Annotated in this window: 19 protein-coding genes; 17 read left to right on the plus strand and 2 right to left on the minus strand. The window is 73.9% G+C overall.

The features are described 5' to 3' along the window. Positions 1-13: 13 nt before the first annotated feature. The 11 genes from RNC47_RS08800 (at position 14) to RNC47_RS08850 (ending at position 15390) form a co-directional block, all read left to right on the plus strand. On the plus strand, positions 14-1585 hold the full coding sequence (locus RNC47_RS08800; RefSeq protein ID WP_311597104.1) for a TIGR02677 family protein: 1572 nt from the start codon (positions 14-16) through the stop codon (positions 1583-1585). Then, positions 1582-2811, plus strand: coding sequence for a TIGR02678 family protein (locus RNC47_RS08805; RefSeq protein WP_311597105.1), 1230 nt, complete (start codon positions 1582-1584; stop codon positions 2809-2811). The genes RNC47_RS08800 and RNC47_RS08805 overlap by 4 nt, the downstream gene beginning before the upstream one ends. Next, complete coding sequence (locus RNC47_RS08810; protein WP_311597106.1) at positions 2808-6896, plus strand: TIGR02680 family protein; 4089 nt, start codon at positions 2808-2810, stop codon at positions 6894-6896. Before RNC47_RS08805 ends, RNC47_RS08810 begins: the two co-directional genes overlap by 4 nt. Then, positions 6887-8098, plus strand: a complete 1212-nt coding sequence (locus RNC47_RS08815; RefSeq protein ID WP_311597108.1) for a TIGR02679 family protein — start codon at positions 6887-6889, stop codon at positions 8096-8098. Before RNC47_RS08810 ends, RNC47_RS08815 begins: the two co-directional genes overlap by 10 nt. A 237-nt stretch (positions 8099-8335) precedes the next feature. Further along, positions 8336-8605, plus strand: coding sequence for a hypothetical protein (locus tag RNC47_RS08820; RefSeq protein ID WP_132932703.1), 270 nt, complete (start codon positions 8336-8338; stop codon positions 8603-8605). Beyond that, complete coding sequence (locus tag RNC47_RS08825) at positions 8598-9236, plus strand: DUF6879 family protein (RefSeq protein ID WP_311597109.1); 639 nt, start codon at positions 8598-8600, stop codon at positions 9234-9236. Before RNC47_RS08820 ends, RNC47_RS08825 begins: the two co-directional genes overlap by 8 nt. Next, on the plus strand, positions 9233-11527 hold the full coding sequence (locus tag RNC47_RS08830; RefSeq protein ID WP_311597111.1) for an ATP-binding protein: 2295 nt from the start codon (positions 9233-9235) through the stop codon (positions 11525-11527). Before RNC47_RS08825 ends, RNC47_RS08830 begins: the two co-directional genes overlap by 4 nt. Positions 11528-11591: 64 nt before the next feature. Continuing rightward, positions 11592-11987 (plus strand): hypothetical protein, encoded by a 396-nt coding sequence (locus RNC47_RS08835; protein ID WP_311597113.1) that lies wholly within the window; start codon positions 11592-11594, stop codon positions 11985-11987. 8 nt (positions 11988-11995) lie between these two features. After that, positions 11996-13576 carry an alpha/beta hydrolase gene (locus RNC47_RS08840; protein WP_311597115.1) on the plus strand — a complete coding sequence of 527 codons (1581 nt, stop codon included), beginning with the start codon at positions 11996-11998 and terminating at the stop codon, positions 13574-13576. Positions 13577-13707: 131 nt separating this feature from the next. Next, positions 13708-14127: a hypothetical protein gene (locus RNC47_RS08845; protein ID WP_311597117.1), complete on the plus strand. Its 420-nt coding sequence runs from the start codon at positions 13708-13710 to the stop codon at positions 14125-14127. Between the two features lie 66 nt (positions 14128-14193). Further along, a complete protein-coding gene (locus RNC47_RS08850; RefSeq protein WP_311597119.1) occupies positions 14194-15390 on the plus strand; it encodes a cytochrome P450 in 1197 nt (398 codons plus the stop codon). A gap of 122 nt (positions 15391-15512) precedes the next feature. Here RNC47_RS08850 and RNC47_RS08855 read toward each other — a convergent pair whose 3' ends face one another. Next, a complete protein-coding gene (locus RNC47_RS08855; protein ID WP_311597121.1) occupies positions 15513-16712 on the minus strand; it encodes an ArsB/NhaD family transporter in 1200 nt (399 codons plus the stop codon). A 142-nt stretch (positions 16713-16854) separates the two neighbouring features. Between RNC47_RS08855 and RNC47_RS08860 the strand changes: the two genes are divergently transcribed. Both RNC47_RS08860 and RNC47_RS08865 read left to right on the plus strand, forming a co-directional pair. Further along, the gene (locus RNC47_RS08860; RefSeq protein ID WP_311597122.1) at positions 16855-18006 is read left to right on the plus strand and encodes a beta-1,3-glucanase family protein; all 1152 of its coding nucleotides are present in this window, start codon (positions 16855-16857) and stop codon (positions 18004-18006) included. A 167-nt stretch (positions 18007-18173) separates the two neighbouring features. Then, positions 18174-19289: an SGNH/GDSL hydrolase family protein gene (locus tag RNC47_RS08865; RefSeq protein WP_311597123.1), complete on the plus strand. Its 1116-nt coding sequence runs from the start codon at positions 18174-18176 to the stop codon at positions 19287-19289. Between the two features lie 182 nt (positions 19290-19471). Here RNC47_RS08865 and RNC47_RS08870 read toward each other — a convergent pair whose 3' ends face one another. Next, positions 19472-21163, minus strand: a complete 1692-nt coding sequence (locus RNC47_RS08870) for a TIGR04141 family sporadically distributed protein (RefSeq protein ID WP_311597124.1) — start codon at positions 21161-21163, stop codon at positions 19472-19474. A 281-nt stretch (positions 21164-21444) separates the two neighbouring features. Here RNC47_RS08870 and RNC47_RS08875 point away from each other — a divergent pair, with 281 nt between their 5' ends. The 4 genes from RNC47_RS08875 to RNC47_RS08890 all read left to right on the plus strand — a co-directional run bounded on the left by RNC47_RS08875 (position 21445) and on the right by RNC47_RS08890 (position 26495). Then, positions 21445-22332, plus strand: coding sequence for a hypothetical protein (locus RNC47_RS08875; RefSeq protein ID WP_311597125.1), 888 nt, complete (start codon positions 21445-21447; stop codon positions 22330-22332). A 160-nt stretch (positions 22333-22492) separates the two neighbouring features. After that, complete coding sequence (locus RNC47_RS08880; protein ID WP_311597126.1) at positions 22493-23629, plus strand: hypothetical protein; 1137 nt, start codon at positions 22493-22495, stop codon at positions 23627-23629. After that, entirely contained in the window at positions 23626-25128 is a 1503-nt protein-coding gene (locus RNC47_RS08885) for a hypothetical protein (RefSeq protein ID WP_311597128.1), read from the plus strand. Before RNC47_RS08880 ends, RNC47_RS08885 begins: the two co-directional genes overlap by 4 nt. After that, on the plus strand, positions 25125-26495 hold the full coding sequence (locus RNC47_RS08890) for an AAA family ATPase (RefSeq protein ID WP_311597130.1): 1371 nt from the start codon (positions 25125-25127) through the stop codon (positions 26493-26495). The genes RNC47_RS08885 and RNC47_RS08890 overlap by 4 nt, the downstream gene beginning before the upstream one ends. Positions 26496-26520 lie beyond the last annotated feature (25 nt).

The raw sequence follows: 26520 nt of genomic DNA on the forward strand, positions 1-26520 counted from the left end.
ACAATGGCCGGTGATGACCTCGCCCGCCGCATACGGACCGTTCGCGCATCTCACCGCGCCGAACGCGGAGTTCTACCGACAGGTGATGCGCGTCTTCCTCACCGCCAAGGAGCGGTTCGCCGTGCACCTGCGCCCGGAGGACGTCCAGCTCGCGCTGCCCGCCGAGCGGCGTCCGGCCACCACGGACGAGATCACCAGGGCCCTGGACTCCCTCGTCACCTGGGGCAACCTGCGCGCCGATCCCGACACCGGGCGGGTGACCGCCGTCGAGGACTTCTACCGCAGGCGGTTCGTCTACCAGCTCACCCAGGCGGGCGAGGCGGCCGAGGAGGCCCTGGCCGGCTATGACGAGGCCCTGGGCAGGCGCGGCGCACTCCAGGCGGTCGCCCTCCACGACATCATCACCCACCTGCGGGCGTTGCTCGCCCTGGCCGCCGAGCGGTCGCCCGACCCGGCCAAGACCCATCTCGCGCTCGACGCCCTGACCAGCCGCTTCTCCGCCCTGGCCGAGAACGCCCGCGCCTTCATGGGCTCGCTCCAGCGCACCATCGACCTGCACGAGGTCTCCGAGGACGTCTTCCTCGCCTACAAGGACCAGCTCATCCAGTACCTGGAGCGGTTCATCCAGGACCTGATCACGCTCGGCGGGCGTATCGCCCTGCTGATCGAGGAGTTGGAGGGGCCGGCCATCGACGCGCTGCTGGCGACGGCCGCCGCCCGGGAGGCGGCCGACGCCGCGCCCGAGGAGGCGGACCACGCCGAGCGCGCCGCGCTCGGGCGCTGGGCGGCACGCTGGTCGGGGCTCACCGCCTGGTTCGTCAGCCGGGACGCGCGCCCGGCACAGGCCCGGCTGTTGCGTGCCAGGGCGCTCGGCGCCATCCCGCAACTCCTCGCGGTGGTGCGGGTGCTCAACGAGCGGCGGTCCGGAAGGTCGGACCGTTCAGCCGACTTCAGGACACTCGCCCGCTGGTTCGCCGAGGCACCGGACGACGCGGCCCGGCACCGACTGTGGCGCGGCGCCTTCGGGCTCTACTCGTCCCGCCACCTCACCGTCGACGCCGACACCCTCGCCGTCCGCGCCGCCCACCCGGTCCCGGCCGGCACTCCCTGGTCCGCGGCCGACCCGCTCCGCATCAGTCCCCAGTTGAGACGCACCGGCAGCTACGAGCGGCGCGGCCGGGCCCGCCGCGTCGAGGACCGGTCGGCCGCCCGCCGCCGGCTCGCCGAGCTGGCCGTCAAGCAGAACGCCGAGACCATCGCCGCCCGGTCCCGCCTGGCCACGTCGGGTCCCGTCAGGCTCTCCGCCCTTGGCGAGCTCGACCCGCTCGCCTTCGGTCTCTTCCTCGGACTGCTCGGCGACGCGCTGGCCACCTGGCGGCCCGGCATGACCCACACCAGTGCGACGAGCAACGACGGCTCCATGGAGATACGCCTTACCACCCTGCCCGACGCCGGTCGCGCCGAGATCCGCACTCCCACGGGCGTCTTCCGCGGCCCCGACCACCTGGTGGAGATCGTGGACCTCACGGGACCCGGCACCCGACGTCGCCTCGAAGGCGATACGGACGGGGGTGACGACCGGTGAGCACGCCCCTGGCCGAGGTGCTCGACGGGCAACACCAGGCCGATCTGCGGAAGGCCGCCCGCGCCCTGCTCAAGGAGCCCCTGCTGCTGGCGCGCGGCCCCCACGCCGACGCGTTCCGCCTCGTCCGCCGCCACGCCACCGAACTGCGCGAGTGGTTCGACCGCAACACCGGCTGGGCCCTGCACGTCGACGCGGAGGCCGCCCGGCTGCGCAGAACCCCCGGCACCCTCGCCGACGCCACCCATCCCGCCCGCGAGGGCCGCTCCGCCACCCCGTTCACCCGCCGTCGCTACGTTCTGCTCTGCCTCGCCCTCGCCGTCCTGGAGCGTGGGGAGGCCCAGACCGCGCTCGGCCGCCTCGCCGACCAGGTCGTCCTGGAGGCCGCCGCGCCCGAACTCGCGGCCGCCGGGGTCCGGTTCACCCTCGACGCGCGCGATGAACGCCTCGACCTGGCCGCCGTCGTCCGACTGCTGATCCGGCTCGGCGTGCTGCGCCGGATCGCCGGTGACGAGGACGCGTACGTCTCCGGCGTCGGCGACGCGCTCTACGACGTCGAACGCCGGGTGCTCGCCGGCCTGCTAGCCACCTCCCGCGGCCCGTCCCTGGTGCGGGCCACCGAGTTCGAGCACCGGCTCGCCGAACTCAGCGCCGAGACCGCGCTGGACAGCGACGAGCTGCGGTTCCTGGCCATTCGACGAACCCTCACCCGCCGGTTGCTCGACGATCCGGTGCTCTACTACGACGAGTTGACCGAGGCCGAGCTGGCCTATCTGACCCGACAGCGTGGCTTCCTCACCAGCCGCGTCAGTGAGTTCACCGGGCTCGTCGCCGAAGTGCGCGCCGAGGGCATCGCCATGGTCGACCCGGACGACGACCTCACCGACGTCCGCATGCCGGAGCAGGGCACCCGGGGCCACGCGACCCTGCTGCTCGCCGAACACCTCGCCGCCGCGGACGGCCCCGTCACCGTCGCCGCGCTGCGCCAGCGAGTACGCGAACTCGCCGTCCAACACGCCGGGTTCTGGGCCAAGACCGCCAAGGAGCCAGGCGCCGAGGAGTGGTTGGTCGCCCAGGCCGTCGACAAGCTCGCCGCCCTCGACCTCGTCACGCTCCAGGCCGGCGCGGTGGCGGCTCGCCCCGCCCTCGCCCGGTACGCCGTCGGCGACCCCGTCGTCCGTGACCCCGCAGGGGACGCGTCTCGGCAAGGAAGGAAGCCCCAGCGATGACCGCGACGACCGCCCTCCCCGCGCCGGCCCGCACCCGCTGGCAGCCCCTGCGCATCGGGCTCGTCGACCTGTTCCACTACGACGTCGAGGAGTTCCACTTCCACGACGGCCGCCTGCTGCTGCGCGGCAACAACGGCACCGGCAAGTCCAAGGTGCTGGCGCTCACCCTTCCCTTCCTCCTCGACGGCGACCTCTCCCCACGCCGCGTCGAACCCGACGGCGACCCCGGCAAGCGCATGGAGTGGAACCTGCTGCTCGGGGGCGAGCACCCGCACCCCGAGCGACTCGGCTACACCTGGGTGGAGTTCGGGCGGCGCGACCAGGACACCGGCCAGGAACACTTCCGCACCCTGCTCTGCGGGCTCAAGGCCGTCGCCGGGCGCGGCATCGCCCGCCACTGGTTCGCCGTCACCGACCAGCGCGTCGACCACCGCGAGGAGCCGGACGCCGGCACGCTGCGGCTGATCGACGCCACCGGCACCGCGCTCGGCCGCGACCGGCTCGCCGAGGCCATCGCGGGACACGGCCTGGTCCACGAGCAGGCCAGGGCCTACCGCAGGGCCGTCGACGAGGCGCTGTTCGGGCTCGGCGAGCAGCGCTACGGCGCCCTCGTCGACCTGCTCATCCAGCTGCGCCAACCCCAGCTGTCCAAGCGCCCCAACGAGGCCGCGCTCTCCCGCGCCCTCACCGAGGCGCTGCCCCCGATGGACCAGGCTGTCATCGCCGACGCGGCCGAGGCGTTCCGCTCCCTCGACGAGGAACGCGACGAACTGCGGGCCACCCTGGAAGCGGAGCGCGCCGCCACCACCTTCCTCGACCACTACCGGCGCTACGCCCGGATCGCCAGCCGCCGCCGCGCCCGCCTGCCCCGCGTCCAGCACGCCCGTTACGAGGGACAGCAGCGCGAGCTCGCCGCCGCCGAGGCCGACCGTGAGCGGGCGATCACGGCCAGGGCCGAGGCCCAGGAGCGCATGTCCGACCTGGAGGAGACCGAGGCCCGGCTGCGCGAGCGGGAGGCGGCGCTGCGCGCAGGCCCCGAGATGCGCAGCGCCCGCGAGCTGGAGCAGGCCGCCGAGGACGCCGCTCGCGCCGACCGCGACCGCCGGCGGGCGGCCGAGGACCAGGCCGCCGCCGTGCGTCTCCTCACGCGCGCCGAGGCCCGCGGTGCCGCCGCCGAGACGCGGCTCGACGCCGCCCGCCGCCAGGCAGAGGCCGCGCTGGCCCGGGCCCGCGACCTCGCCACCGCTGCCCACGTGCCGCCCCCCACCGACCTCGGTGACCAGGCGGCGGCCGAGCAGTCGCTCGACCGCGGGCGCCGCAACCTCGATCACCTCGACGCGCTCGCCGCCACCGCCGACCGGGCCGCCGCCGAGCGCCATGCCGCCGCCCGGCGCCTGGACGATGCCGAGGCCGAGCTGGCCCACACCCAGCAGGCCGCCGAGGACGCGGCCCGGGCCACCGCCGACGCCGGCCGCGCCCTGCTGGACGCCGTGCGCCACCACCTCGAGCAGTGCGCCGAACTGCCCTACGGCGACCCCACCGGGCTGCTCGACGAGTTCCAGCGGTGGACCGAGGTCCTGCACGGGCCCAACCCCGCCCGTGAACACGCCGCCCGCGCCCACCGCGCGGCCTCCACCCGCCTCGCCGACCAGGCCGCCGCACTCGCCGCCCGGCGCGCCGAGCTCGCCGACCGTGTCCACGGGACCGAGGCCGAGATCACCGGGCTCGAGGCCGGTGGCCCACCCGAACCGCCGGCCCCCCACACTCGTGCCCCGGGCGTCAGGGAACGACAGCCGGGCGCCCCGCTGTGGCGCCTCGTCGACTTCCGGGACGAGCTGTCGCCGACCGAGCGCGCTGGCCTGGAGGCCGCGTTGGAGGCGTCCGGGCTGCTCGACGCCTGGATCACCCCCGACGGCACGGCGCTGGCCCCCGACGGCCACGACGTGCTGCTCTCCCCGCGCGCCGAGCCGGTGTCAGGGCCCTCGCTGGCCCACGCGCTCCGCCCGGCCGTGGACCACGGCGACCGGCGGGCCGCCCAGGTCGGCGAGGCCACCGTGGTCCGGCTGCTCGCCGCCGTCGGGCTCGGCCCCACGACAGGCACCGACACCTGGGCGGCCACCGACGGCCGGTTCCGCGTCGGCGCGCTCACCGGCCGGTGGGCCAAGCCCGTCGCCACCTTCGTCGGTGTGGGCGCCCGCGAGGCCGCCCGCCGCGCCCGCATCGACGCGCTGCACGCCGAACTCGCCACCCTCCGGGCCGAGTCGGCCACCGTCGCCACCGAGGCGGACGCGGTGGCGACCCGCCGCCGCGCCCTGGACACCGAGCTGGCCGCCGTCCCCGACGACGCGCCGCTCCGCCAGGCACACGCGCACGCCGCGGCCGCCACCGAGGCCGCCCACCGCGCCACCGAGCGTCGCCGGGCCCGCGCCGCCGACCTCGCCACCGCCGCCGCCAAGTCCGACCAGGCGGCCGCGGAGTTCACCGGCACCGCGGCTGACCTCGGTCTGCCGGCGGACCGCGCCGAACTCGCCGCCGTCCGCCGCGCCCTCGCGGAACTCGCCGTCGCCCTCGCCGCGCTCTGGCCGGCGCTGCGCGAGAGCGTCGCCGCCGCGGATCGGCTCGGCGAGGAGCGCGAGGAGATCACCCGCGCCGCCGAACGAGCAGCCGAACTCGCCCAGCGCACCGAGGAACTGACCCGCGCGGCCGCCGCGGCCGACGAACGGCACACCACTCTGCGTGCCACGGTCGGCACCGCCGTCGCCGAACTCCAGCGCCGGCTCACCGAAACCGCCGACGAGCAGCGTGCCACCCGGGCCGAGCAGCGCCGGGCCCGCGCCGACCACGCCGCGGCCGAGCGGAGCGCCGGCGCGGCCGACGGCCGCATCGAGCTCCTGCGCCGCACCATCGCGGAGGCCGTCGCCGACCGTGCCGACGCCATCGCGGCGCTGCGGCGGTTCGCGGCCACCGGCCTGTTGAGCGTCGCCCTCCCCGACCTCGACATCCCGGCTCCCGGCCAGGCGCCATGGGCACCCACCCCCGCCATCGCCCTGGCCAGGGCGATCGAGTCCGAACTGGCCACGACCGACGACTCCGACGCCGCCTGGGAGCGGATCCAGGGCAACCTCAGCCGGGAGTTCAAGACGCTCCAGGACACCCTCTCCCGGCACGGCCACACCGCCTCGGCCCGCATGGTGGAGGACGGCATGGTGGTCGACATCGTCTACCAGGGCCGGCAACGCCCCGTCCCCGAGCTCGCCGCCGCCCTCGACACCGAGGCGCGCGAACTCACCCGCATCCTCTCCGCCCACGAGCGCGAGATCCTGGAGACCCACCTCATCACCGAGGTCGCCGGCACCCTTCAGGAACTGATCGGCGCCGCCGAACGGCGGGTCGTCGCCATGAACGAGGAGCTCGCCGAGCGCCCCACCTCCACCGGCATGCGCCTCCGCCTGGTGTGGCGCCCCTCCCGCCGCGCCCCCGCGGGACTGGCGGCCGCCCGCGAGCGGCTGCGTCAGTCAGCCGACGCCTGGACCCCGGAAGACCGGGCCGCCGTGGGCGAGTTCCTCCAAGCGCAGATCGCCCGCCAGCAGTCCGACGACGCGGCGGGCAGTTGGCTCGAACACCTCACGGCGGCACTCGACTACCGTTCCTGGCACGAGTTCGGCGTCGAGCGCCACCAACACGACCGCTGGGTTCCGGCCACCGGCCCCGCCTCCGGCGGCGAGCGCGTCCTCGCCGTCTCCGTCCCGCTGTTCGCCGCCGCCTCCTCGCACTACGCCAGCGCCGGCAACCCCCACTCGCCCCGCCTCGTCACCCTCGACGAGGCGTTCGCCGGCGTCGACGACGACTCGCGGGCCAAGTGCCTCGGCCTGCTGCACGCCTTCGACCTCGACGTCGTCATGACCAGCGAACGTGAGTGGGCCTGCTACCCCCAGGTGCCGGGCATCGCCATCGCCCAACTCTCCAGGATCGACGAGCTGTCCGCCGTCCTCGTCACCCGGTGGGAGTGGGACGGCGTCGCGCGCCAGCGCCGCGACGACCCGGTCCGCGCCGAGCCCGCGCCACCGGAACCCCTGTGGACCTGACCGTGGACCTGACCCGGCTGCGCCGGCTGCTGGGCGACCCCGAACTCGCCTGGCTGGTCGACCGCGCCCGCCGCCGTCTCGCCCACGAGAGGCCACTCACCGGCCCCGTCTCCCTGACCGACCCGACACCCGCCCAACGCGCCGCCGCCGAACGCCTGCTGGGCCGCCCACCCGGCCGCGGCAGGACCCTCACCATCCCCCTCGAAGCCGTCGACGCCACCCTCCGCCGCTCCGGCGCCAGCCCCGAAGGGCTCACCGCCGCCATCACCGCCCTCACCGGCCCCGTCATCCCCCGCAGCGAGGCCCGCGCGGCCGAGGACTGGGCCTGGGCCATCGCCTACGCCCCACTCGACGACCTGCCCCACCTCGCCGACTGGGCGACCCGGCTCCGCGCCGAAGGGCTCGTCCGCCGCCTCGCCCGTACCCCCGAGACGGCCCGCGAACTGCTCACCGACACCGTGACCGTCCTCCGCGCCCTCCCCACGGACCCCGCCACCTCCCTCCCGGCCTTCGCCGCCCGGGTCCTCGGCAGCGCGCACGCCCTCGACGACGGCACCCCGCTCGCCACGCTCACCCTCTCTGGCGTCCGCGCCCTGACCGGCCACCCCGCCGGCACGGGCGCCGAATGGCGCCGCGCCGCCTGGGCGTCCGCCGGCCTGCTCCGCGACGACCTCTCCAGCACCGTCCTCACCCTCAACCTGCTCGGCACCCCGGCGCTCGACTGGCACGCCTCCCAGGGCGAACCCGCCGTCCTCACCCTCCGCCAACTCGCCCACCGCCCGCCCGAGTCCACCGCTGGCACGGTCCACGTCTGCGAGAACCCCGCCGTCCTCGCCGCTGCCGCCGACCGCCACGGCCCGCACTGCCCACCCCTCGTCTGCCTCCAGGGCCAGCCCTCGGCCGCCGCCCTCACCCTGCTGCGCCACCTCCACGACCGAGGCGCCACTCTCCAGTACCACGGCGACTTCGACTGGGGCGGCCTGCGCATCGCCAACTCCCTGCTGCGCCACGTCCCCTTCCGTCCCTGGCGCTACACCACGCCCGACTACCTCGCCGCCGCCGACCCCACCACCTCCCCACCCCTCACCGGCGTCCCCGTCGCCACCCCCTGGGACCCGCCCCTTGCCACCGCCCTCACCCGCACCGGCGTCCGCGTCGAGGAGGAGACCGTCCTCGACCTCCTCCTCGACGACCTCGGCTGATCCGGCCCCCAGTGCTGGCCGCGGAGGCCAGAGGCCCCGCCCCACCCGGCACTGTTCCGCTCCGCCGTCCCATCCCGAGCTCCGGCCGGGCGCGGCATAAGCACGTGGCATGGGAAATTAACCCAAAATGGCCAACCTGAGGGCCGGGCATTGTAGCGCGTGAAAGCCCTTTCGTAAGCTGAATCGCGGTACACGCGTATGCGGGCGTGTGCCTCGGACACGTGCACGGAGGCAGTCATGGCGCGTCCCTGGGAGGCCGACCCGTCCGCGTTATTCGCGCGGCGGCTCGGCAGGTCGGCCAAGGAACTCGGCAACACCGACGGCAAGACCGGCTGCCCGGACATCTGGCAGTTGGACAACGGCGACATAGCCGTGATCGGACGCGACCTCACCGCCGACTACCGCTCCCGTCTTCCCGAGGGCGTGGGGTTGGCGCCGGACGAACGACTCGTCATCCTCCCCGGCAACATGCTGAGCGCGGCGAAAGCGGACATCCCCGATGATTGACCTCCATCCCCCTCGCCTCGACCGAGCCCAGGGGGTGCGGCTCGACCAGCCCGCCTACTCGGCCGACTTCTGGCAGCGCTACACCCGACTCGACCGGCGCGACTCCTGGAAGCTGGAGCGCGGTCAGCACTTCGTCGAACAGGACAGCCCCAGCAGAGCGGCCCTGGGCCGAGGCGACTGGGCCGAGGCGCTGCGCCTCCTCGAAGGCCGGCGGGCCGGCCTCCGCGAGGAAGCGGAGCAGGACAGGCGGCTCGGCACCGTCTTCCACCGGGTGCGGGTGGTCGAGAAGCCGTTCACCCCGTACATCCAGTGGGAGCTGCACTCCCTGCTGCTGAACGCCGAGGACGGCGGCGAGGACATCAGGATCGTCGAGGCGGGCGAGCTCCACGCCCTGGAAGTCGACCGTCCGCTGCCCGAGTTGGTCGTGCTCGGCGGGGAGACGCTCTACGAGGTCGTCTACACCGACGAAGGCGTGCTCGACGGCTGCGTCCGCTTCACCGACCCCCAACTCGTCGACGACTGGCAGGACCTCACCCGCGCCCTCTTCGAGCGTGGCGAGGAGCTGTCCTCCTACTTCGCGCGGGAAGTGGCCCCCCTTCCCCCGCCCCGGCTGACCACCGACGAGGAGTGACGATCGACGAGCGCGACGCCGCCGGCCACCCCAGACCCCGCCAACTGCCGGGCGACATCCGAGGCTTCGTCAACCGGACCGAGGAACTGGAACGGCTCGACGCCGTGTTGCCCGGCACCGAGGGCGCCCCCCTCGTCGTATCGCTCTGCGTCATCGCGGGCACGGCGGGCGCCGGCAAGACGTCGCTGGCCCTGCGCTGGGCCCACCAGGTGCAACACCGTTTCCCCGACGGGCAGTTGTACATCAACCTGCGTGGCTACGATCCGGACGACCCGGTCTCCGTCCACGAGGCCCTGCACCGTTTCCTCGGCGCCCTCGGCGTCCCGGCCGAAGCCATTCCCTCCCAGCCGGACGCGGCGGCCGCGCTCTACCGCTCCCTGCTCGCCGACCGGCGCATGCTGATCGTGCTGGACAACGCGGCCACCGCCGCCCAGGTCCGCCCCCTGCTCCCCGGCAGCGCCGGCTGCCTGACCGTCGTCACCAGCCGCAGCCGGCTGTCCGGTCTTGCCATAAAGGACGGCGCGCACCGCCTCACCCTCGGCACCCTCCCGGAGCCCGAGGCCGTCGCCCTGCTCCGCGCCGTCACCGCCGGATACCGGCCCGAGGACGACGCCACCAAACTGGCCGACCTCGCCAGGCTCTGCGCCCGTCTCCCCCTGGCCCTGCGCATCGCCGCCGAGCGAGCCGTCACCCACCCCCACCTGAGCCTGGACGACCTGATCGCCGAGCTGCGCGACGAGTCCGCCCTCTGGGACGCCCTCAGCGTGGTCGACGAGGACGAGGCGGCGGCCGTGCGCACGGTCTTCGCCTGGTCCTACCGCGCCCTGCGGCCCGAGGCGGCGCGGCTCTTCCGCCTGCTCGGCCTCCACCCGGGCCCCGAGTTCAGCCTGCACGCCGCGGCCGCGCTCGCCGGCGCCCGGGCCAGCCGCGCGCGCCAACTCCTCGACATCCTGGTCGGCGCCCACCTGCTCGACCAACCGGCCCCCGACCGGTACGAGTTCCACGACCTGCTCCGCGCCTACGCCGCCGACCAGGCCCGCCGCGAGGAGCCGGCGGCCGAGCGCACGGCCGCGCTGCGCCGGGTCCTCGACTGGTACCTGCACACCGCCGACGCCGCCCAGAGCCGGCTCGACCCCGCCGAGAACCACCAACCCCTCGACCCTCCGGCCGAGTTCGTCACCCCCCTCGCCTTCCCCGACTACGACACCGCCGCCATCTGGGCGGAGCGCGAGCACGGCAACCTCGTGGCCTGCGTCAGGGCCGCCGCGAGCGCCGGGCTCGACCGCCACGCCTGGCTCCTGCCCGCCGTCCTGTGGAACGCCAAGGCGCCCTCGTCACCCACCGCCGACCTGCTCACGGCCTGCCGCATCGGCCTCGCGGCCGCCAGACGCGAGGGCGAGCGGGCCGGAGAGGCGACCCTGCTCGAAGACCTGGGCATGTGCCACGCCCGGTTCAACCAACTCGCCGAAAGCGAGCACTGCCACCGCTCCGCCCTCGCCATCCGGCGCGCCCTCGGCGACCGGTCGGGCGAGGGCAACTCCCTCAACCTCCTCGGCCTCGTGCAGCTGAGCCGCCGCCACCTGTCGGCCGCCCGCGACCACTTCCAGCAGGCGGCCGCCATCTTCCGGAGCATCGGGGCCGGCGCCTACGAAGCCATCGCGCTGGCCAACCTCGCCCTGACGCACTACCGGGCGGGCCGCCTCGCCGACGCCGAGGAGGCCGGCAACCCGGCCCTGGCCTTCGAACGCGCCGTCGGCAACCGGCTCAACGAGGGCAACATCCTGTGGACCCGCAGTGACATCCACCGCGAGAGCGGCCGGACCGAGGAGGCCCTGCGCCTGGCCCAGGAGGCCGTCGACATCGCCCTCACCCTGCGCAACCAGTTCGCGGAGGCCGCCTGGCTCCTCGCCCTCGGCGACGCCCAACTGGCCCTCGGCCAGCAGGGCGACGCCCTGGCCTCCTACCAGCGCTCGGCCTCCCTCAACCGCCGGCTGCGCAACCGCAGCCGCGAAGCCCTGGCCTGGCTCGGCGCCGGCCGGACCTACCAGGCACTCGGCCGACACGACGAAGCCGCCGACTTCCACCGCCAGTCCGCCGCCGCCTTCCGCGAACTCGCCGACCCCTGGCACGAGGCCCTGGCCCTCGAAGCCCTCGCCGACGCCCTCGACACCGAACACCCCGACCAGGCCGCCGCGCACCGGACGGAGGCGCTACGCCTCACCACCGCCTACGACGACCCCCGCGCCATGAGGTTCCGCGAACGCGTCGAGGGACGGCTGCCCGGGCGGTAGCCGAGCGAGTCCGATATCTTACGTTCCGCCACACAGGCGTCGCGTACGGACGGGGGACAGGCTCGTGGGCTGGCACGAAGAGTGGGTGGAAGCCCAGGCGTTCGCGCGCGCCGAGATCGCCGCGCAGCGGACGCCGGGCGAGGGCCCAGCGGCCGCACCGGATCTGAGCGTCCCCGTCGACCAGCTGCTCGCCTCCGCCGCCGCCTGCGAGAGCGCGCACGAGGACCTGCGGCCCGTCCTCGACCGCGCCATCGGCGACCTCGCCGCCGCCACCGAGTCCCTGCGGCAGTGGACGCTCGGGGAACAGCTGGGGCAGAGCGGAGCCGGCTGGGGAGCAGCCCTCAGCGACATGGCCGACCGTCTGCCCGAACACGCCGCCGGACTGCGCGCCGTCACCTCCGCGATGGTCGGCCTCGACCAGCAGCTTCGCGCCACCTTCCGCGGCTGGGGCACCGTCTGATGCCGGCGATGTACCGCGAACTGCTGACCCAGGACTTCTACCCGCTCGGCACGGCGGTCTCCGCCTGGCGCCGGCTGGCCGAAGCCTGCCAGGAGGCCCACGACGGCTCACTCGCCCGCGCCTCCCGGCCGCTGATCGACGCGGGATGGGCCGGCCAGTCGGCCGACACGGGCCTGCACGCCATGGCCGTCACCCAGTCGATCCTCACCACCGCCAGCCGGTACGCCCTGCTGCTCGCCGCCGTCCTGGACGAGGCGCGGGCCAGGATGCAGGCGGCGCAACAACGCCTCCGGAACGCCGTCGCCGACGCGGAGGACGCCGGCCACCGCGTCAGCGAGGACGGCACTGTCCTCGCCCGCCCACACGACCCGAGCCCCGAGGATCTGGCGGAGCCCGACCGACTCCTCCGCGAGTCCATCGAGGTGGCCGGCCACCAGGCGCGGATCGACGAGGCCATCGAGCAGGCCGTGGAGGCCAGCGCACTGGCCGGCCGCGCGCTGCGCGAGCTCGACCCGTTCACCCTCGACAAGGAGTACGGCGCCCAGATCGCCGACCAGGCGGCGGCACGGCTCGCCGAGACACACGGCATCGGGATCCCGGCCGACGACATCCCGACGGACCGGCCCCCGGCAGAGGCGGCGCGCTGGTGGTCCGGCCTCACCGACCCGGAACGCGACCTGCTGCTGGCCTCCTACCCCACGCAACTCGGCGCCCTCGACGGCCTCCCCGCCGAAACCCGCGACCAGGCCAACCGCGCCGCGCTGGACGCCCAGCTCAACGACTACCGGGCGAGGGAGCACGAACTCGGTCACCACGACCGTTTCATCTACGACGGGTTGACCCGGCTCCAGGAGACACTGGACAGCCGCGCCAACGCGCCGGCCGAGCAGCGGCTCTACCTCCTCGGCTTCGGCACCCAGGACGACGGCCGCGCCATCGTGGCCCAGGGCAACCCCGACACGGCCGCACACACGGCGGTCCTGGTGCCCGGGACGACGACGGACATAGGAAGTATGCAGGGGCAGATCGATCGGATCGGCTTGATGCAGGAAGCAGCGCTGCGGCAACGTCGCGGCGATGTCGCCGTCATCTCGTGGCTCGGCTACGACGCCCCTGAAATCTCCGACAGTGTGATCACCAGGGGGCGTGCAAACGAGGGCGCAGACGAACTCCGTAACTTCACAGCCGGTCTTCGCGCCGCTCACGAGGGATCTGACAGCCATCTCACCGTGGTTGGCCACAGCTATGGCTCCACCACCGTAGGTGCGGCGGATGCGGGTCGGGATGGTCTCGGAGCAGACGACGTCATCGTGCTCGGCAGCCCGGGGCTGACCGTGGGCCATGCCGAAGACCTGCATATCTCCCCAGAACGCCTTTGGGTTGGGGCAGCCGACGACGACCCTATTTCCCGCTATGCCTCGGGGCTTACTCTCGGTGCCGCCCCACAGGATGACCAATTCGGGGCCCAGAGAATGTATGTGGATACGTCAGGGCACAGCGGCTACTGGCGACAGGACAGCGAATCTCTGAGGAACATCGGCCGAGTCATCGCCGGTGAGACTCCTAGCACGGGGACGGTAGAACAGTGAGGCCCCATTCATCTAGGCCGCGTTTCACAGGTCGTGGTGTGGCTGCCGCCACCATGGCGGCGGTACTGGCACTGGGAGGATGTGTGTCTGGAAGCAGCGGCGACGACGGAATCAATGAGCCACTTCCCCGCATGAGCAGAGAGGACGCCGAGGCGTGGGCCACCCACTGGACCGAGTCCATGGCGCGCACCGCGCAGGCGGAAATCGACACGGAGTCCAGGCGTGTCAGCTTTCACAACTGCGTGGGGCGCGGCGATGAGGTGGCCGAAGACGGCCGCTTCCTTCTCATGTACTCGGTAATGGCCGATGTCGCGCCCGAGCGGAACGCGGAAGCGGTGCGTGCCATTCGTGACGCGTTGGAGGGGCAGGGACTGGAGATCCAGGGGTACCGTTCGGATCCGTCAGTGAACCCTGCGAATGTGGTGGACGCCCGGCATCCCGAAGATCACCAATCGGTCTCGGCCGAAGACCACGAGGAGGGGCGACTGCTGCTGACTGTCGACACTCCCTGTCTGCTGCCGCCCGACGTTGAGCAGCAACAGTTCGGCTGACACGGCTCGCCACATGACTCAGCCGATGGGGCTTCGTGTGTGAGTCGCGGCGGATAGCCTCTTCGGGTGAGCTTCGACCCCGCCGACCCGGTGTTCCTCGACGACCCCTACCCGGCCTTCGCCGAGCTTCGGCGGCGCGGGCCCGTGCACTGGCACGACGGGCTCGGGCTGCCGGTGGCCGTCTCGCACGAGGCCTGCGCCGCCGTGCTGCGCAGCAGGGACGCCGGGCGGATCTGGCGGGACAAGGAGCCGGCGGCGGCGTTTCCGGCGTTCAACCTGTTGCACCGGAACTCGCTGCTCGAGAGCGAGCCGCCGCGGCACACCCGGCTGCGCCGGCTGGTGGCGGCGGCGTTCAACCGGGGGCACACCGCGCGGCTGCAGCCGCGGGTCCGGGCGGTGGCCGGCCGGATGGCGGACGGGCTGGCCGCGGCCATCGCGGCTGACGGTGCGGCGGATCTGCTCACGCACCTCGCGGGGCCGCTGCCGGTCGAGGTGATCGCCGAACTGCTGGGCGTGCCGGCCGAGGACCGGCCGCGGCTCCAGCCGTGGTCCAACGCGATCGTCAAGATGTACGAGTACGGCCTGCCGCCGGAGGGCGCGGCCGCCGCCGAGACCGCGGCGGCCGAGTTCGTGGCGTATCTGCGGGAGTTGACCGCGCTCCGGGCCAGGGAACCGGGAGACGACCTGATCAGCGACCTGGTCGCGGTGCGCGACGGCGGCGACCGGCTTTCCGACGACGAACTCGTCGGCACCGCCGTGCTGTTGCTGATGGCCGGCCACGAGGCCACGGTCAACGTCATCGGCAACGGCGTGCTGGCGCTGCTGCGCCACCGCGACCAGTGGGACCGCCTGGTCGCCGCCCCGGCGGAGCTGCTGCCCACCGCCGTCGAGGAGCTGATCCGCTACGACGCGCCGTTGCAGCTCTTCGAGCGGACGGCCGTGGTGTCCACCACCGTGGCCGGGTACGAGCTCGAACCGGGGCAGAAGATCGCCGCGCTGCTCGGCGCCGCCGCCCGCGACCCCGACGTCTTCGCCGACCCCGACCGGCTCGACATCGGGCGCTCGCCCAACCCGCACCTCGGCTTCGGCGCCGGCATCCACTACTGCGTCGGCGCGCCGCTGGCCAGGGCCGAGATCTCGGCCGCGCTGGAGGCCCTGGTCACCAGGCTGCCGGGACTTCGGCTCGCCGAAGAGCCGCCGCGCCGCCCTGAGTTCGTCATCCGGGGGCTGCGCACGTTGCACGTGACGACGGAACGGAGATAGCGCTGGCCGTACCACCTGATCCGATTGCCTGGTGGACGCTAGGGGCGATCGGTGCGGGCCGCCGTCACCGCTAGTCGCCGCCGACGGCGGCCGCGCCCGGCCCACTGGATGACGACCGGTGGTTAGCCGAGCGCCGCCAGCGCCAGCACCGACGTCGGTACGGCGGTCAGTGCCAGCACCGTGCCGGTCGCCACGAACGTCCGTACCGGCACCCGCACGCCGCCCGCGTGGCAGCGTTCGAACCACAGCAGGGTGGCCAGCGACGCCCACGGGGTGATCACCGGGCCGACGTTGGTGCCGGTCAGCAGCGCCAGCAGCTGGTCCTCGTTGCCGACCGGCACCGCAGACTCGCCGGCGAGGTAGACCGGCAGGTTGTTCAGCACGTTGGAGAGGCCGGCGCCGACGCCCGCCGCGCGCAGCATGCCGAGCAGCCCGTCGTCGGTGCCCACCGCCGAGGCGAGCAGCTCGTGCAGGCCGTGCGCGTTCACCGTCTCCACGACGAGGAACATGCCGGGCACCAGGACCAGCAGCCGCCAGGGGACGAGCGAGAGACGGAGCACGGCGGGCCGGCGCACCGCGAACGCGGCCGCCGCGACGGCCGCCGCCGCGCCGGAGGCGATCCACAGTGGCGCGTCGGCCAGCAGGATGGCGAGGAGGAAGCCGGCGCAGGCGAGACCGCAGATTCGGAACAGCGCCCGGTCGGCCGGCCGGTGCGCGGGCGGCGCCTCGTACGCCTCGGCGCCGCGCCGGCCGCGGCGCCAGAAGAACGCCCACAGGCAGGCCGCCGTCACCGCGACGGCCGCCGCCTGCGGGGCCCACATCCGGCCGGCGAGTTCGAGCGGGGAGAGCGCGACGCGGTCGGCGGCCAGCAGGTTCGTCAGGTTGGAGACCGGCAGCAGCAGGCTCGCGGTGTTGGCCAGCCACACCGTCGTCATGGCGAGCGGCACCGCCGCGATCCCGACGCGCGCGGCGAGCGCCAGCATGACGGGCGTCAACAGCACGGCCGTGGTGTCGAGGTTGAGCGCGATCGTGGTGAGGGACGCGAACGCGACGCAGAGCAGGAAGAGTCGGAGGTAGCTGCCGCCGCCGGCCCGTGCCACGCGTGCCGCGACGACGTCGAACACCTCGGCCCGGCTGACGAGTTCGGCCAGCACGATGACCGTGCCGAGGAACGCCAGCAGCGGCGCGACGCGCGCCATGGCGTCTCCGGCCGCCTGCGCGGGCAGCACGCCCGTGGCCAGGAACAGCAGGCCGAGCGCGAGCAGGGCCGCGGCCAGCCAGTCGAGCGGGTGGCGGCGGGCGAGGCGAAGAGGGACAGGCACGAGGAGAAGAATCGCATCCGACTTGGTCTGGACCTTGACGGCACCCACCCGGCGCGGGCAGTGTGCGGGGGCAACGACCTGAGAGCGCTCTCATCTCATGCCCTTCATGTCGTGTGCGTGGAGGGCCGGAAGGAGTCCCCCCATGCTCTCCCGCCGCAACGTCCTCAGGGGCGCCGCGCTCGGCGCGGCCCTCGGCGCGTCGACCCTCGCCCTCCGGCCCGGGTTCGCGCACGCCGCCGCCCCGCTGCCGTTGACCGTGGTGAACCGCACCGGCCAGTTCGCCAACACCTCGATCTGGGTCTACATCGTCGGCAACGACGGCACCCGACAGGTGCACGTCGCCCCCGACGGCCGGCTGCTGCCGGTCTCGCTGTCCGACAACGGCCCCGACGGCTACACCGACTACGCCATACCGCTGGCCGCCTCCGGCGACACCACCATCCAACTCCCGTACCTCTCGGGCCGGATCTACGTCGCGCTCGGCGAGAAGCTGAGGTTCCGCGCGGTGCCGGACGGCAACGGCAACCCGGCCCTCGCCTACCCGGCCGGCTGGGTGCCGTCCGACCCCAACTACCAGGTGCTGCACGACTGCGCCGAGTTCACCTACCGGCCGGACGGCATGTACTGCAACACGACGATGGTCGACATGTTCAGCGTGCCGCTGGCCATCCGGCTCACCGGCTCCCGGGACCAGACGGCCGGCACGCTCCGCGACGGCGCCCGCGCGGCCGTGTTCTCCGAGCTCCGCGGCCACCCCGCCTTCGGGCCGCTCGTCCTCGGCGACCGCCGCGTCCTCGCGCCCGGGCACGGCCTGGACGCCGGCCTCTTCCCGCGCGACTACTTCGCGCCCTACGTGGACCGGGTGTGGTCCGAGTACGCCTCCCGCGACCTGCGGGTCACCACCAACGCCGGCACCTTCACGGGCCGGGTGAGCGGCGACCGCCTGGTCTTCAACGGCCCGGGCCAGGTGTCCTTCGCCCGCCCCGCCACCCGCGACGTGCTGTTCTGCGACGGCGCCCTGCACGCCCCCAACGACCCGATCGTCGGCCCGGTCGCCGCCATCCTCGCCGCCGCGCTCAACCGCACCACCGCCATCAGCCACCCGAGCCAACCCACCACCGCCCCCGCCGACTTCTACCGCGGCGACCCGGCCCACCACTACGCGCGCGTCCTGCACGCGGCGGCCGTGGACGGCCGGGCCTACGCCTTCGCCTTCGACGACGTCGCCGGCTTCGCGCCGTACATCGAGGACAACGCGCCCAGCCGGATGACCCTGACCCTCACCCCGTTCTGACGGGTTCCGACGGGACCCGCCGCGGCCGGCCCGGGCGCCGGCGCCGGCCGCGCGGGGGATTGACGACCGGGCCCGTTCTGTCATCTTCGACGTGACCGGGAGCGCTCCCGAGGGCGCGCCCGGAAGTTCCGGCGGGGCGCCCGCCCGCCGCGTCGAAGGATGGTCACATGGGGACACAACGCCCTCTCGCCCGCCGCACGTTGATCGCGGCCACGGCCGCGGGCCTGGTCGCCGCCACCCCGGCCACCTCGCTGGGCTCCGAGGCCCGGGCGCGGTACCACACCGTTGGCCGGATCAGGCGGACGGCCGGCGGGTTCGCGGAGTACAGCTGGCCCGGCGTCTCCTTCGAGGGCCGGTTCCGCGGCACCGGCGTCGGCCTCGTCCTGGACGACGCCGACAACGACTACGACGTCCAGATCGACGGCGTGACGGCCACCACCCTGGTGACCCCCGGCCGCACCACGGCCTGGATCCACGACCTGCCCGACGCCGAGCACACCGTGCGGCTCGTCAAGCGCACCGAAAGCCCCTGGTCCTTGGGCAGGTTCGGCGGGTTCGTCGCCGCCCGGGGCGGCGCGATCCTCGCCCCGCCCCGGGCGCGGAGCCGGCAGATCGAGTTCATCGGCGACTCCAACACCGCCGGCTACGGCAACGTCTCCGACACCCGCGACTGCTCGGCCAACGGCGGGGTCAACCGGAACACCAACACCGACCTCGCCTTCGGCGCCCTCACCGCCAGGAGCCTCGGCGCCGACGTCCAGATCAACGCCTACTCGGGGCTCGGCATGGTCCGCAACTACGACGGCCACAGCCCGGACGTCGACTACCGCACCTACTACGACCGCGCCCTGCTGAACGTGGCCGGCGACGTCTGGCGCCGGCCGCGCACCTGGCGGCCGCGGCTCGTCGTGATCGGCCTCGGCCTCAACGACTTCTCCACCCCGCTCCGTCCGGGCGAGCGGTGGGCCACGGAGGACGATCTCGTCGCCGACTACGAGCGCGCCTACCAGCGCTTCCTCGACGGCCTGCGCGCCCGCTACGGCCGCGAGACGTTCATCGTGGTCAGCGCGGCCGCCCTCCACAACACCACGGCGTTCGCCCGGGCCGCCCAGCACGTCGTCGAGGTCCGCCAGCGCCGCGGCGACCGCCGGGTCGGCTACTGGCACTACGACGACCCGGCGCTTGACCACCTCGGCTGCGACTGGCACCCCTCGGCCCACGACCACCGGATCATCGCAGGACTGCTCGGCGCCCACCTGGCGACGCTGCCGCTGCGCTGGTAGCCCTCAGCTCTTCGACGCGAAAGCGCCTTCGCGACGACCCTTGACCCGGTCACCGCCCCCCGCAGCCCCCTCAACCACGCCGGCACGGGCCGGGGCCACATCGGCGCCCTGCCCTGGGCCCCTGGCCGGGCCCGACCCCACGTGCGACCCGTCCGTCCCCAGGCGGGTCGCACCCGCCACGCTCAGGCGGCGCGCGTCCCGGCATCCACCCCCGGTTCCGCCTCCGACGGGATGCCGACGACCTCGACGCTGATGCCGTAAGACTCCAGCGTGCGGGCCGCCTGGACGAGCGCGACGCGCGCGAAAGGGAAGAGCGTCGCGGGAGTCAACCGTGCGTGCCGCTTCAGGCGGATGGCGAACACCACTCGCCGGGGACGGAAGTCCTCGGGCAGTCGCCGGCCCTTCCCCAGCGCGGCGACCCGCTCGGCGAAGCCCCGGCGCGCCTCCGGCTGGTGCAGCAGCGCCTCGACCGCCACCACACCCTGACTGAAGAGGTGGCTGAGCTCCGATGAACCATCCGCCTGCTTGACCATCACCAGGGTGTCGTCGGGACCGAGCAGGTCGCAGATCTCCACTCCCTTGGGGCGGTGCAACGGGGTCGTCACCAGCCTCCGGTCCAGGCAGACGAAGCCGGGGTCGCCGTCCGCCACGCCCTCGTTGTAGGCGCGCTCCTCCACGCCGTCCGGCCAGACGGGCAGCTCCAGCGAAGGCCGAGAGGGCATCAGGCGACTGACGGTGGCGCCGAGGCCCGCGTGATAGGCGGCGTCGAACTCGTGCCACACCCCGTCCGTCAGGACGAAGCGGCGGCCGTCCGCGCCGAGCAACTCCGCCTCGACCCAGCGCACCAGGCGCGTGCGACCGATGACGTCGTCCTTCCTCGCCCGCGCGTCCCGGTAGAGGGTGACCTCGCACTCGCGGAGCGCGGTGACGCGCCGGCCGGTGCGGTGGAAGCGGAGCCGCCCCCGCACGTACTCCAGGTCGAAGAGCTCGCCCCTGTGCTCCTCGCTCCCGCGGAAGCGGACGCCGATGGCGCGGGCCAGCGCGAAGTCGGGCAGGCGCTCCTCGGGCACGGTCGCTCCGAGACGCGCCCCGTCGAGGGTGCCGAGCGCCTGGTCGAGCCGCTCGTCGAGCAGCCGGACGGTGGCGGCCTCCTTGATGGGCGCCACGGACTCGACGAACTCCAGCTCCGGGCGCGGGGGTTCCTCCCGGCAGACCCTGGCGATCGTCCTGATGTCCCGGACCAACGAGGCGGCGTCCGCGCCGTACGGCAGACGCAGCCCGGCGCCGCCCTCGGCGCAGTACGCCCGGTCGCCCCCTGCACGCTCAACGGTGAGCTCACGGCTGGCCAGCCGGCCGCCCATGCTCTGCACCAGCTTGGTGTAGGTGTCGAGGCCCAGGGCGCCGACGGGTGCGCCGCCCGGCAGCACGGCGATGTCGGTGCGGCCCTGCCCCGGGGTGCGGGCGACGGCGGCGCGGATGTCGGTGGGGTCGACGCTCCGGACGACGAACCGGAGGCCGAACCGCCGGTCCTTGAGGTGGTGGGGCACGAGCCGGTAGCCCTCGCCGTAGCACAGCGCGTACACCTCGCGGTCGATGGCGAGGAGCAGCAGGGCGGCACCGCGCCAGGAGGGGTGCCGCACCGGCCAGTTGGTGAGCCGCGAGAAGTCGGCGCACCAACTCGCCTCCTCCTTGGCGAAGAGCCCGTGGAACGCGACGGCGGGCACACCGAAGTCGTCGAGCTCGAGGAACTCGGCGCCGATCTCGTCCAGTTGGGCGGGCGAAACGCAGTCGAACATGCCGTCGGCACTCGGGTCGACGCCGATGAGCCGATACAGCGTGCGGGGCGAGGGCGGGACGGTGGAGGGCGCGTCCATGAGGGGGCTGCTCCTTCGAGCGAATGTGGGCGTCGCTGAACACGGTGCGTGACGACATGGGGTGATGGGGGATGCGTCGTAAGGAGGTGCGTGTGACGCGGGGGCGGCGGTGACCTGGGGAAACCGCGCGCGCTGAACCAGGCACGACAAAGAGGGCGACCGAGGTGACGCCGGGTCAGCTGCGGCCTGGCACTGAGAGTAGCGCCGCCGAATGGATAGCGCAAATTATTGGAAGAGTTTGGCTCTTGCGGCGTTGTCTGGAGGCTCGGTAGCCTGTCGCCATGGCCGAGTCGCTCGAAGAACTGGAAGATCAGATGGCGGAGTACCGGGCCGCCATCAGCGTCGCCAAGCGCCGTGGCGACAAGGCGCTCGCCGACCAGCTCCGCGCGGAGCTCCGCGCCATCGTCCGCGAGTACGGCCGACGCCTGGACGAGGAGGAGGACGAGGAGACCGGGGATGCCGAGCGGCCGGCGCCGCCCGGCCGGCCCGCCGAACTCCCCGCGCCGTCACCCCCCGCCCCCGCGCCGTCCCGCCTCGCCGGCGGAGCCACCCCGATTCGGGAGCAGGCGCACCAGGCACTGACCATTCTCGAAGCGCCGGCGGGACCCAAGCTGATCGCCGCCACCCACGAGGCGTTCCTGTCGGAGGCCGTGATCACCACCCGGCTCGGCTCGCTCCGGCGTGACGAGGAGCGCTCCTTCGTCGCCCAACCCTTCGCCAGGCCCTACTACATCTGCCCGGCCCTCAGCCACGACCGGCTGATCCCCGTGCGTGGGCTGCTCGCGGTCTCCACCTGGCCGCTCGAGCGCCGGATCATGGGCCCCCTCGGGCCGCGCGCCGACTTCCTCACCCACGCCGGCAGCATCGCGCGGCAGATCGCCCGCATGCGCGCCGCCGGCCACGAACCTGCCCTGCCCGCCTGGGCGTTGCTCCGCAAGTTCGCCCTCAACATCCCAGGTGCCTACGAGGGCACCGGGATGCCGGACACCGCCCGCGTGATCCAGGCCGCCGAGGCCGAGGCGGCGGTGCACGCCGAGGCCGACGAGGCCACCCGCCGCTCGGCGGCCGACCGCGCCAGGGGCGAGTTGAAGGACCCGGCGCGGCTGCTCTTCGGGGTGCGGCGGACCGTCGACACCGAGCGGAACGCGGGTCCCGGCAAGGCCGGATAACGGCCGACGAAACGGCGATTCCCGGCCAAGGTCCAGGACATGCCGGTAAAGTCGTCCTTCCCCCTCATCCGCGCGTTGTCCCGGCCGGTTCGCCACCGCGCCCGTGCCGAACACCGTGTGCACGTCGTCCCGTACCGCATGTCACGCAACGGAAGAGGTCATGCCGCCTACCAGTCCTCCGGCAGCACGAGTCAGCCAGCTCGACACGTTGCGGGGCAACGAGCAACGGCAGGAGTACACCGCGCGGAAGATCACCGCGCTCACGATCAATCCGGGCTGCCACCGGCGGGCCGTGCTCGACGCGGCCGGGATCGACAAGGGGAGACTCGCCGAACGCCTCGGCCACCCCGCGCCGTTCGGCCAGTCGCCGTTCGCCATCACCCGGCAGCGCGCCTTCGAGGAGCAGCTCAAGGCCAACGGCTACGCCGAGCTCATCACCCTGCTGCGGGCCGAACTCGGCGTCCCCATCGAGGAGGCCCGCGTCGCCGACCTCAACTCGGCCTGGGAGAGCGAGGGTCTTGGCGTGCGGGCCGCCGAGACGCGGAACCTGCTCGGGGCGATCGCGAAGGACGACGACGCCCGGGTGATCCTCGACCACCCCGTGCTCACCCTCGACGTCGCCGGCACCACCGCTCATCTGGTGCCGGACGCCGTCAGCCATCGCGTCGGCGACCGCCTCTACGTCGTCGTGATCCGGTCGTTCGCCGCCGTGGACGGGCGGGCCGACGCCAACAGCGTGGCGGAGGCCGCCAAGCAGGCGGCCGTGTACGTCCTCGCGCTCCGCTCGGTGCTGCGGACACTCGGCGCCGACCCGGCGCTCGTCGCCGACCGCTTCCTGCTGGTGCTGCCCCGGGACTTCACCAACCGCCCCTACGGCCGGCTGGTGGACCTGCGCCAGCAACTCGACGCCGTCCAGTACCAGTTGTCCCGTCTCGACCGGGCCGAGGAGGCGGCAGCCGCGCTCTCCGCCGGCGCCACCCTCGACCTGTCCACGGGCACGTCCACCGAGCGGCTCACCCGGACCGTGGACGAGCTGCCCCACCTGTACGGCCCGCGCTGCCTCGACATGTGCGAACTCTCCCACCACTGCCGGGAGGAGGCCCGGCGCACCCGCGACCCGGCGCGCCTCGGCGCGGTCGTGCGCGACGCCCTCCCTGGCCTGGCCGACACCACCACCGCCCACCACCTCGCCCTCGGCCAGCGCCGGCCCGCCCCGGAACAGGAGGAGGTCGTGACCCAACTCGCCCGCGCCGCCCAGCTCCGCGCCCGCCGCCGCGCCGCGGGAGGCGCGGCATGAGCGCCCTGCGGGTCGTCGCCACCCTGGAGGCCGCCGCCACCGGCCGGGCGGTGCCGATCACCACGGTGCGCCACACCCATGTCTCCGACCGGCCGTTCGTCCTCATCCCGCTCAACCTGGCCGGCGAGGTCTGCGCCCCGCTCGCCGCCCTGGTCGGCTCCGACCCCGAAGAGCCCCGGCTGCTCGTCGTCCCGCAACCCAGGAACCGTGACGACCGGTTCCGCTTCGCCGCCCGCCTCGCCGACCAACTCCTCGCCTACATCGATGAGTTCACCTCGGCCACGGAGGAGTACGAAGGGGGCAGGCCCGGCGCGAGGGAACAGCGGGAGCGCTACACCGAAGCGCCCCAACTCGTCGTCCCCAACGCCGGCGCCGCCGCCTTCCTCCGTCTGCTCGGCCGTTCCACCCGCTTCCGCCGCACCGAGGGCCCGTACGCCGTGGATCCCGCCGTGCCCCGGCTCGGGCAGTGGCTCACCTGGTTCACCGACCAGGGGGAGTTCCCCACCTCCAGCCTGATGCTGGCCCTCACCCAGACCCTCACCGCCCACTGGGCCACCGGGCAGAGCCCCACCGAGGACGCCCACCTCGCCGCGCTGCTGGCCTGGATCGACCCACCGCCCGACACCGACGGCGCCACCGCCGCCCTGCTGGCCGAGGACCCGACCCACTTCCCGCCCTCGGGACCCGCCACCGACCCGCACTTCGACCACGCCCTCGCCTCCCTCTACGAGGCCATTGACAAGGCGACCAGCGACCGCCGCCGCGCCGCCGCCATCCGTCAGCTAGAGGCTCAGCTGCGTCCCCAACTCCTTCCCACCTGGCGGCTGATGTGGCGCGGCATCGACTTGCTCCGAGCCGTACCGCCGGGCGCCAGCGTCGCGCAGCGCTGGCAGCGCGACCGGGACCGGTTCACCGGCTTCCACGGGTACGTGGCGGAAGGCGGCCTGCCTCGCGGCCGTTGGGAGCAGGCATCCAGCGCCGCCCGCCGCCTCTCCCACCTGGAGGACGCCACCGCCCGCTACCAGTCGGACCGCGCCTTCGACGACCCCCTGGTGATGGCCGAGTTCGAACTGACCGGCGAGGCCGTCTCCGGCACCGTGACCGCTGCCGAACCCGAGCGCAACGGCCTGAGCCCGAAGGGTCGGTCCGTGCTGCGCCCCCGGATCACCCTCACCACGACCGGCACCGGGCGGCTGCGCGTCGGCGACGAGGTGACCAGCCCGGCGCGTCCCAGGCAGACGGCCGAGGTCCTCGCGATCCGGGCCACGGCCGACGGCGCCCACGAGATCGACCTCGAACTCACGGGCGGGATGGGGCGTTCGAAGAAGCCGCCACCCGGCAGCGTTCCCGAGCTCGGCGAAGAGGTCTGCTACACCAGCCTTCCGCCCTACGTCCCACCGCCGCGGCTCCCCGCGGACGAGGACACCCCCTGGACCCATGGCGGCCCACCCCAGCCCTACGAACCCACCGACGAGGACGCGAACGAGGCATGGGAATGAGCACCCCCGCGACCATCGTGGACACCCCAGGGGCGCGCGCCGACGCCGCCGTCGCCACCGTGCTGTCCGACCTCGACCGGCTCGCCGGTGGCACGACGCGCGGCGTGGTCGTGGACTCGCCACCGGGCGCCGGCAAGTCGACCCTCGTCGTCCGCGCCGCCCTCCACCTCGTCGCCCGCGGCGAGTACGTCATGGTCATCGCCCAGACCAACGAGCAGGTCGACGACCTGACGGAACGCCTCGCGCGGAACCGCCCCGACCTCGTCGTCGGCCGGCTCCTGTCAACCACCCGCCCGCTCTCCCCGCGGCTCGCCGCGCTGCCCGGCGTGGTGAGCGCCAAGACCATCCCCGACCTCGGGCCCACCCCGCCGCCGATCATCATCGCCACCGCCGCCAAATGGCCCTGGGTGAAGGAGGAACACGGGCACTGGTCGCGCGCCATCGTCGACGAGGCGTACCAGATGCGTTCCGACGCGCTGCTCGCCTGCGCCCCGCTCTTCGACAGCGCCCTGTTCGTCGGCGACCCGGGCCAACTCGACCCGTTCAGCACGGTCGAGACCGACCGCTGGACCGGCCTGACCTGGGACCCGCTGCGCAACGCCGTCGACGTCACCCTCGCCCACAACCCCGCCATGGCGGTGCGCGCCCTGCCCGTCTCCTGGCGGCTGCCCGCGACGGCCGCCCCGCTGGTGGAGCGCGCCTTCTACCCATTCACCCCGTTCGACTCCGGAACAGGACCCGACGACCGGCGGATGACCCTGCTCCGGGCCCTCGCCCCCGACCCGATCGACCAGGTTCTCGACCGGGCCGCCGAGACCGGCTGGGGCCACCTCGAACTCCCCTTCCGGCAGACGCTGCGCACCGACCGGGAACTCGCCCGCGCCCTCGCCGACACCGCGAGCCGCCTCGTCGCCCGGGGCACCACGACCTTCTGTGACCAGGCACCGCCACCCGAAGGCCGCCGCCTCACTCCCGCACGCATCGCCATCGGCGTCGCCCACAACGACCAGGCGGAGGCCGTCCGCTCGGCCCTCGCGCCCGAACTCGACGGCATCACCGTCGACACCGCCAACCGCCTCCAGGGCCGCGAGTTCGACGTCACCCTCGTCTGGCACCCGCTTTCCGGCCGCGCCGACGCCAGCGCCTTCCACCTGGAGACCGGCCGCCTCTGCGTCCTGCTCTCCCGCCACCGTCACGCCTGCCTCGTCGTCGCCCGCGCCGGCATCCCGGAACTCCTCGACCGCCACCCCTCGCACCAGCCCGTCCACCTGGACGTGCCCCCGAAGTTCCCCGACGGCTGGCGTGCCCACCAGATCGTCATGGACCACCTGCAACGACCCGAGCACCGCGTCCAGATCCTCGACTGACCGCACAGAGAGGCAGCCACCCGAA

This window comes from Streptomyces millisiae (genome assembly GCF_031845425.1).
Taxonomy (GTDB): Bacteria; Actinomycetota; Actinomycetes; order Streptomycetales; family Streptomycetaceae; genus Streptomyces; species Streptomyces millisiae.